8 protein-coding genes are annotated in these 6,697 nt (G+C 46.6%); 6 read left to right on the top strand and 2 right to left on the bottom strand.

What is annotated here, in order from left to right; genetic code table 11:
* The first annotated feature begins 557 nt into the window (after nucleotides 1-557).
* The 6 genes from QUA33_RS17075 to QUA33_RS17050 all read left to right on the top strand — a co-directional run bounded on the left by QUA33_RS17075 (nucleotide 558) and on the right by QUA33_RS17050 (nucleotide 4,751).
* The gene (locus QUA33_RS17075) at nucleotides 558-1,274 is read left to right on the top strand and encodes a TIGR04283 family arsenosugar biosynthesis glycosyltransferase (RefSeq protein ID WP_333149684.1); all 717 of its coding nucleotides are present in this window, start codon (nucleotides 558-560) and stop codon (nucleotides 1,272-1,274) included.
* A gap of 114 nt (nucleotides 1,275-1,388) precedes the next feature.
* Entirely contained in the window at nucleotides 1,389-1,898 is a 510-nt protein-coding gene (locus QUA33_RS17070; RefSeq protein WP_172191067.1) for a photosystem I reaction center protein subunit XI, read from the top strand.
* A gap of 57 nt (nucleotides 1,899-1,955) precedes the next feature.
* The gene (locus tag QUA33_RS17065) at nucleotides 1,956-2,072 is read left to right on the top strand and encodes a photosystem I reaction center subunit VIII (protein WP_293127047.1); all 117 of its coding nucleotides are present in this window, start codon (nucleotides 1,956-1,958) and stop codon (nucleotides 2,070-2,072) included.
* A gap of 337 nt (nucleotides 2,073-2,409) precedes the next feature.
* Nucleotides 2,410-2,964, top strand: coding sequence for a hypothetical protein (locus tag QUA33_RS17060; RefSeq protein ID WP_333070012.1), 555 nt, complete (start codon nucleotides 2,410-2,412; stop codon nucleotides 2,962-2,964).
* A gap of 138 nt (nucleotides 2,965-3,102) precedes the next feature.
* Nucleotides 3,103-3,990, top strand: coding sequence for a hypothetical protein (locus tag QUA33_RS17055; RefSeq protein WP_333095899.1), 888 nt, complete (start codon nucleotides 3,103-3,105; stop codon nucleotides 3,988-3,990).
* A 188-nt stretch (nucleotides 3,991-4,178) separates the two neighbouring features.
* Nucleotides 4,179-4,751, top strand: a complete 573-nt coding sequence (locus QUA33_RS17050; RefSeq protein ID WP_333149682.1) for a DUF2996 domain-containing protein — start codon at nucleotides 4,179-4,181, stop codon at nucleotides 4,749-4,751.
* A 193-nt stretch (nucleotides 4,752-4,944) separates the two neighbouring features.
* Here the strand turns inward: QUA33_RS17050 and QUA33_RS17045 are convergent, their stop codons facing one another.
* Complete coding sequence (locus QUA33_RS17045; RefSeq protein WP_333149680.1) at nucleotides 4,945-5,766, bottom strand: alpha/beta hydrolase; 822 nt, start codon at nucleotides 5,764-5,766, stop codon at nucleotides 4,945-4,947.
* Between the two features lie 78 nt (nucleotides 5,767-5,844).
* Nucleotides 5,845-6,570, bottom strand: coding sequence for a lysophospholipid acyltransferase family protein (locus QUA33_RS17040; protein ID WP_333149679.1), 726 nt, complete (start codon nucleotides 6,568-6,570; stop codon nucleotides 5,845-5,847).
* Nucleotides 6,571-6,697: the final 127 nt, after the last annotated feature.

The raw sequence follows: 6,697 nt of genomic DNA, 5'->3' as shown, positions 1-6,697 counted from the left end.
AAGTTACATCATCAAATATTTTTAACTGGTTTACACACTGCTGTTATTGTACCTCATCTTTCTGAGAAAGGCTATAAAGAGTTATATAGAAGTTTATAAAACTACTTGATTTTGGAAAAAAAAGTCATAATATATAGCAAGTCTATTTGAGTCGTGAATGTAGAACAACCTGAAACGCTTGTGATGATTGAATCGATTATTTACAAATCAAATGGTTTTGCTATAGTAATTGTATTCGTCTAACCAAATGCTGAATTTTAGTAGTAGTTAGACAGCGCCTGGGACAATAATCCCAGGCGCGAGAAAATACCAAAAATTAGCAAATAAACTAACAATTAATAGCTCAGATTTGTATGAAACCGGCCCTGTCAGATGAAAGCCAAATGTAGGGGCGATATCGGCGTAAAAAATGAGCAACTAACAGATAAGCTTTTTACAAAACTTGCCCTCCCACCTTAAGGCCCAATGTAGGGGCTATCCCGGCGTAAAAAATTGACTCTCATAACAGATAAACTTTTTACAAAACCCACCCTCTCTCACGGGGTGCTTAATTCTGTATGTCGCTAGAAAATCCCTATCTCAAAATTTCCATTATCATTCCAGTCTTAAACGAAGCACCTACAATTGCCTCAGTCATCTCCAGCGCCCTTCAGGCCAAAAATGTCGAAATAATTGTCGCCGACGGCTGCAGTAGCGACGGTACAGCCGATATAGCAAAATCTTTGGGCGTCCGAGTTATCTCCACCGCCCCAGGCCGCGCCACCCAAATGAATGCAGGTGCTGCTGCTGCTACAGGAGACATATTGCTGTTTCTCCACGGAGACACTCTTTTGCCTCGCGGGTACGACGATAGCGCGCGTCGGGTACTAGCTAACCCGTCTGCTGTAGCAGGGGCCTTTGAACTCAAGATTGACGCCTGCAGGCTCAGCCTCCGGCTGATAGAAAGAGGGGTAAAGTGCCGATCGAACTTTTTGGAAATGCCCTACGGCGATCAAGCTATTTTCCTCCACGCAGTTACCTTTGACAAAATCGGCGGTTTTCCCGACTTGCCCCTCATGGAAGACTTTGAATTCGTGCGCCGATTGAAAAAACAAGGCCGCATTGAAATAGTACCCCAGCCAGTCCTGACCTCCGCCCGTCGCTGGCAGCAGCTTGGGGTTCTCAAAACCACCGCTATTAATCAAATAGTAATCATCGCTTATTTCCTTGGAGTGTCGCCCGATCGACTCGCTTTCTGGTATAAGAGGCAAAAGAAAAATTCTTCCAAAAACTAAAGAATAGTGAACTTTTCTAAAGCTTGCTGCCAATTATGCAAATAGGAAACACCTCCCTGCGTAAAATATGACTTGAACGCCTCAACTTTATTAAACTGCGAGGACAAACAGAATATGGCCGATCCCAGAGATGCAGAGCTTATTAAACCCTTTAACGGCGACCCCTTCACGGGTCATCTAGCCACCCCGATCAGTGCTTCTGACTTCACAAAAGCATTTATTGGGAACTTGCCTGCCTACCGCAAAGGACTCTCGCCCCTAGTTCGAGGTCTAGAAATCGGTTTGGCACACGGTTATTTCCTCGTCGGCCCCGAAATCGTCTTCGGGCCCTTGCGGGATTATCCAGAAGCAGCTAATCTTGGCGGACTAATTACAGCCCTCGTCTTAGTTCTGCTCGGCACACTAGGTATGTCTGCCTACGGTTTAGTCTCTTTCAAACAAGACAACACCAGCTACCCTAGCGCTAATCCGATGACTCCCGATTCCCTCAGAAATGCTGAAGGGTGGAGCCAGTTAACCGCTGGTTTCTTCATTGGCGGGATGAGCGGCGTCTTTGCTGCTTACTTCTTACTGGAAAACTTTAACGGCGTTGATGCCATTTTCCGGGGTTTAGTCAACAATTAGGCTTCACTCCCCAATATCCCTGTTGGAACACACTAACTTTAGTTTGGAGAATTTGATATGACAGGTTCCTACGCTGCTTCTTTTTTGCCGTGGATTTTGATTCCGCTAATTACCTGGCTGATGCCGGTTGTGGTAATGGGTTTGTTGTTTATCTACATTGAAAGCGACGCCTGAGCCTTATCTCTAAAGTAAGACCTAAGTTGGAAAGCCGAAGTAAGACGATTGATGAACAATTGCTCTGAAATTTCTAGATAAATCTAGGGAAAATCAGCAAAAATTGTTTTGAGATTTCTGGCTATCAGAAAACTTAGTTTCTTTACCCCCATCCCCAGAATTTATCTGTGGAGCAATCTTTCAGTTTTCTTCCTTCAAAAATCGTAATTGCAAAAAAATCCTCTGCCCGCAGGTAGAGGATTTTTTTGCAAAGAAGACAAATAATCCGCTCAGACCACACAAATTGCCAAATTCTGAGCCACAATTGTTATGGAAACCTACTAATGAGGAGACAGCGATGCAATTTTCCCCCGCACGCCGCATCTTAGCTCCATTCCTGATCTCGGTACTGCTGTTAGTGACCGCCTGCGGTCAAACCCAAGCCCCCTCCCGCTGGGACAAAGCTCAGCAGGAAAGCACCCAAAAACCTGGTAAGGCACAGCAGACAACTGCTGATAAATCAAGTGCTAGTAATCAAAACCTGCCCAAGAAGGCAGTTGCAGGCGGTAAGTTAAATAAATACTTCCCGTCTTCGGGCGGTGGATTCGATCGCGTTTTTGCTCAAGAAAAATCCGGTTTTGCTGAAGCTAAGCTGAACAAAGACGGAAAAAATGTCGCGGTTCTCTCGATTAACGACATCGCCGGCAACCCCAGCGCAGGTGCAAAATTCCAGCAAAGTACCAAGCAAATCAGCGGCTATCCCGCCGTTAATCAGGGTGCTAATATCACTGCTGTTTTAGTGGCAAATCGCTATCAGGTGAAAGTTCAATCCCGCAATCCCTCTTTTACCGCTAGCGATCGCGAAGCTTGGCTGTCAAAATTTAACCTCGGCGGTCTCGCCCGTCTCAAGTAGCAACGTCTTTTGTCACACTCCGCGCCCGACTCCAGTCTGGCGCTATTAGAACTAAGTCTGCCCGAATGAGACTGTGAAGTTCCTGGCATCTGCCAAAAGTAATACCTTTGATTTTCGTTCCAGCAAAAGGAGTTTTTTGTGAGCAAAACAGTCTTTGAATTAGTCGATACACTGCCTCAAGACAACATGACTGTCAAAGCCCTGCGAGCGCTTGACTTTGTGGTTCCCGGTGAGTGGAACAATTTAGTTGGCTTTGAAAATACCATTCGCACCGTTACTGGCGAAACAGACGAAGAACTAATTCAGCAAATTGGCGAGCGCGCCATCTACCTCTTCAACGATAAGTCTCAGGGCTATCAACGCGCTCTCTGGCTTTACCAAACTATTGACAGTACCGACAAGGCTTTGGGCAGTGCGGCCCTCGCTAATAAAGTTGCGGAAAATGTCTCGTTTTTGTCGTTCCTCGGCAATATCACTCCCAAGGCTGAAAAAGCTCAAACGATCGATCTGTCTTTGAAATTAGTCACAGAGTTGCTAGCTTTTTGCCAAATTAACGGCCTTCCCGGCGACAGCATTGGCGATTTTGCTGCTTCCTTGGGCGACTACGGCGGCGAATCCCTGATGCGGATGGCTGCTTTGGTGTGTTTTGACGGTTTGATTCCCCTGGGCCCGGACTTTATCATGGCAACTCAGTCTTGGATTGAAAAGCTCTCCCCGAACGATTTGCAAGATAATTCGGCCTTTAAGTCGATCGGTGGCATGATTCCTGGGGGTTCTCCTGCAGGTCAACTCGGCTTTATTGGCGAAAGCTTTAATTCGGTTTCCGGCTGGATGAGCTCTTTTGTGAGCGATCGAGGTTTGACTCCTCAAAATGTACTCGGCCACTTGCAGAGTTTTGTGGAAATTTCTGCTGACAAGGTGGACTACGTGGGTGCATTCCTCGATATGACTACCAACTACTACGAACACACCGGTGTTCAAACTCTCGCCCGCCGTTTGATTGAACGAGCTGTCGCTGAGATTTAGAATAACCAAAGGAGTTGTGATGTTTGCCGGCGATCGCCCTCTGAGAGTGTTTTGAGTTCAAATTTTTTGGAACGAGCAATTCTCTCTCGCTTGGTTTTCGATAAACAGTGGGGGCGATCGAAAAAAGTCGATCGCCCCCACCTACACTCACAATTCCTTTTACCGATCACTTTTAAAAGGAAGCGTTAATGCCAGAAGAACCGCAAAACCCTACCCCTGGAGAATCGGAAACTCCCAGTGCTGCGATCGAGAACGCCCCGAGTTCCGACACAGCCGAGACAACCGACTTACCCAGCACTGACAAGCCTCAGCCTGCTGCTAAAAAGCCCGCAGCCAAAGCCGAAGGCGACAAGCCCCCCGCTAAAGCTAAAAAGGAAAAAGCACCTGCTGTTGAAGACAAGCCCTTTGCGGAATTTATTCAACAAGATTATTTGCCCGCTTTGCAAACTGCTTTGACTAAGCAGGGCGTTAAGGATTTAGAGGTGAGTTTGACCAAGCAAAAACTCCCCGTTGCCGGCATGAGTTCCGTTGGCGATTGCTGGCAGGTAATTGGTAAATTTCAAGAAGGTCAGCGCCAATTTAACCTGTATTTTCCTCAAGAAAATATTCAAAGTCAAAGGGCGTTTTCCTGCGCTGAAACTAATACCAAAACTAGCACTTTAGAGCCTTTTTTGATAGATGAGCGCAAGGTAACACTAGACCTCATGGTGTTTGGCGTCGTCCAGCGACTTAACGCTCAAAAATGGCTAAATCTTAATTAGTTATTAGTTATTAGTTATTAGTTATTAGTTATTAGTCATTAGTTGCTGGTATTTAGGGAGTTACTAATTAGTGGCAGGGCGGGTTAATTGGGATATAAATTTTACCGATAACCCCATCTCTAATTTTGCCTAGACTTATTGCTAAGTGAGAAGTCTTAGCTAATGACTATTAACTATAGCTAATGACTAATAACTAATGACTGCTGACTAATGACCGATTTTCTTCGGATTTTGTCAAAAAATTGCGAGCTTGCATAATCGCAAAAAGGTCAACATCTGTTTCTAACAAACAAGCATGACCGCTGTTAGCCAGCAGCACCATTTGAGCCTTGGGAATTACTTTGACTAAAAGCTTCGCTTCTGCTAAAGAAGGCAGCAGCCGATCGGCACCGCTAGCAATTACTAGCGTCGGGTGTTTGATGCCGCGCAACTGATTTTCGTCAACATTAAACGATCGCACTAACGCCAATCTCCACACAGACGTGTTTTGCGGTACTGCTTGCATCGCTTCTAGCAAAGCACGGCGATCGTCGCGCCCAATCTTTCCTAATGATGCTAATATCGGCAATAAACCGATTACCGACAGCGGATAAAGGTTGGCCGGCAGCCACTGAGTCAGGTACGAACCCCACTGCACCCAAGGCTGCTGTCGAAAGGAAGAAGCTGGATTTACTAAGATTAATCGATCGCACAATTGGGGAGCTTCTAACACAACTTTCATCGCTAAACAGCCCCCAAATGACTCGCCGCACAGATAAACCGGCCGCTTGGGCTTTCCGGCTTCCTTTTCGGCTTCAATTAAGGCAATTGTTTCCCCAACCAGTACATCCCAACTAGGCGTATCGTCCGCAGGTAAAGTTAAGCAACGAATATCGAAATGATTGGCTAATTTAGGAATTTGGGAGCGCAGCAGCAAACCGCCCCCGTCCATACCGGGCAAAAATACAAATAAAGGGCGATCGGGTTTCGGAGGTCTGGGGGTTAGGAAACGAACCTTATTGTTAGCATTTGCCATGATTCAAGTCAATCGATTTTAGATTTTAGATTTTAGATTGGAAATCTGACACCAGCCAATAGTCAACAGTCAACAAACTTACAAACAACCTCGTTGGAGTAATTCTGCAATTTCGCCCTGACAGTGGTCTGTGAGTTCCGCAACAACAGCTTTGGCTTTTTTGCCTCGATATTGCTGCTGTCTCTCGGCAGTAATCCAGTAAGGCCGGCCGATTAAAACATTAACTCGCTGATAAATTATCACAGGATGCCACCCAGATCGATCGAACAGCGGTTCCGAAGGATCGAACAAACTCAACAACTTGAGCGGTACACCCGATCGTACTGAGTGTTCCTCAAATGAACTAATCGCCACCGGCAAAACCGCCAAATCCCGCACCGGTGCCCGCAAAGCCAAATGAGCAAATCCCCGCTGAAACTTCCCCACAGTATTCGGGCCAGTAAGCTTCACCATCGGTTCTGCACCCTCTGGAAACACCCCCACCATCTCCCCGCCTTGCAGCAGCGCTGTGGCTTGAGAGAAAAAATGCTGCTGTCGGTGCTCCGGTGCTTCCAAGGGGAAAGCGCCGAAAGTCGTGACAACTTCCCTCATCACCGGAACTTGACCCATGTAATGATGACAAGCAAAGCGGATCGATCGACCCAAAGCCGCCGTCAGCAGCACAGGATCTAAGAAACTGCGGTGATTGCTCACCACCAGCACCGGACTCTCTTGGGGAATCCGGTCTTCGCGGTACATAAACATCTGCGTTCCCAAACCAGCCAGGAAACAGCGCGAAATCAGCAATTTGCTCTCTGAAGACATGGGCGAAAAGACAGGTGCGACGCTATAAAGGTTGATTCCATTTCCACGCAGCTTAACATTACTTTACCAAGTCAGGGCTCCCTCAAAAAGTAGACTTTCCCCTTATGCCTTGGTTTGGTAATCCTGG

It is taken from the genome of Microcoleus sp. Pol14D4 (assembly GCF_036701245.1).
Lineage (GTDB): Bacteria > Cyanobacteriota > Cyanobacteriia > Cyanobacteriales > Microcoleaceae > Microcoleus.
This window is presented reverse-complemented; position numbering and strand designations above follow the sequence as displayed.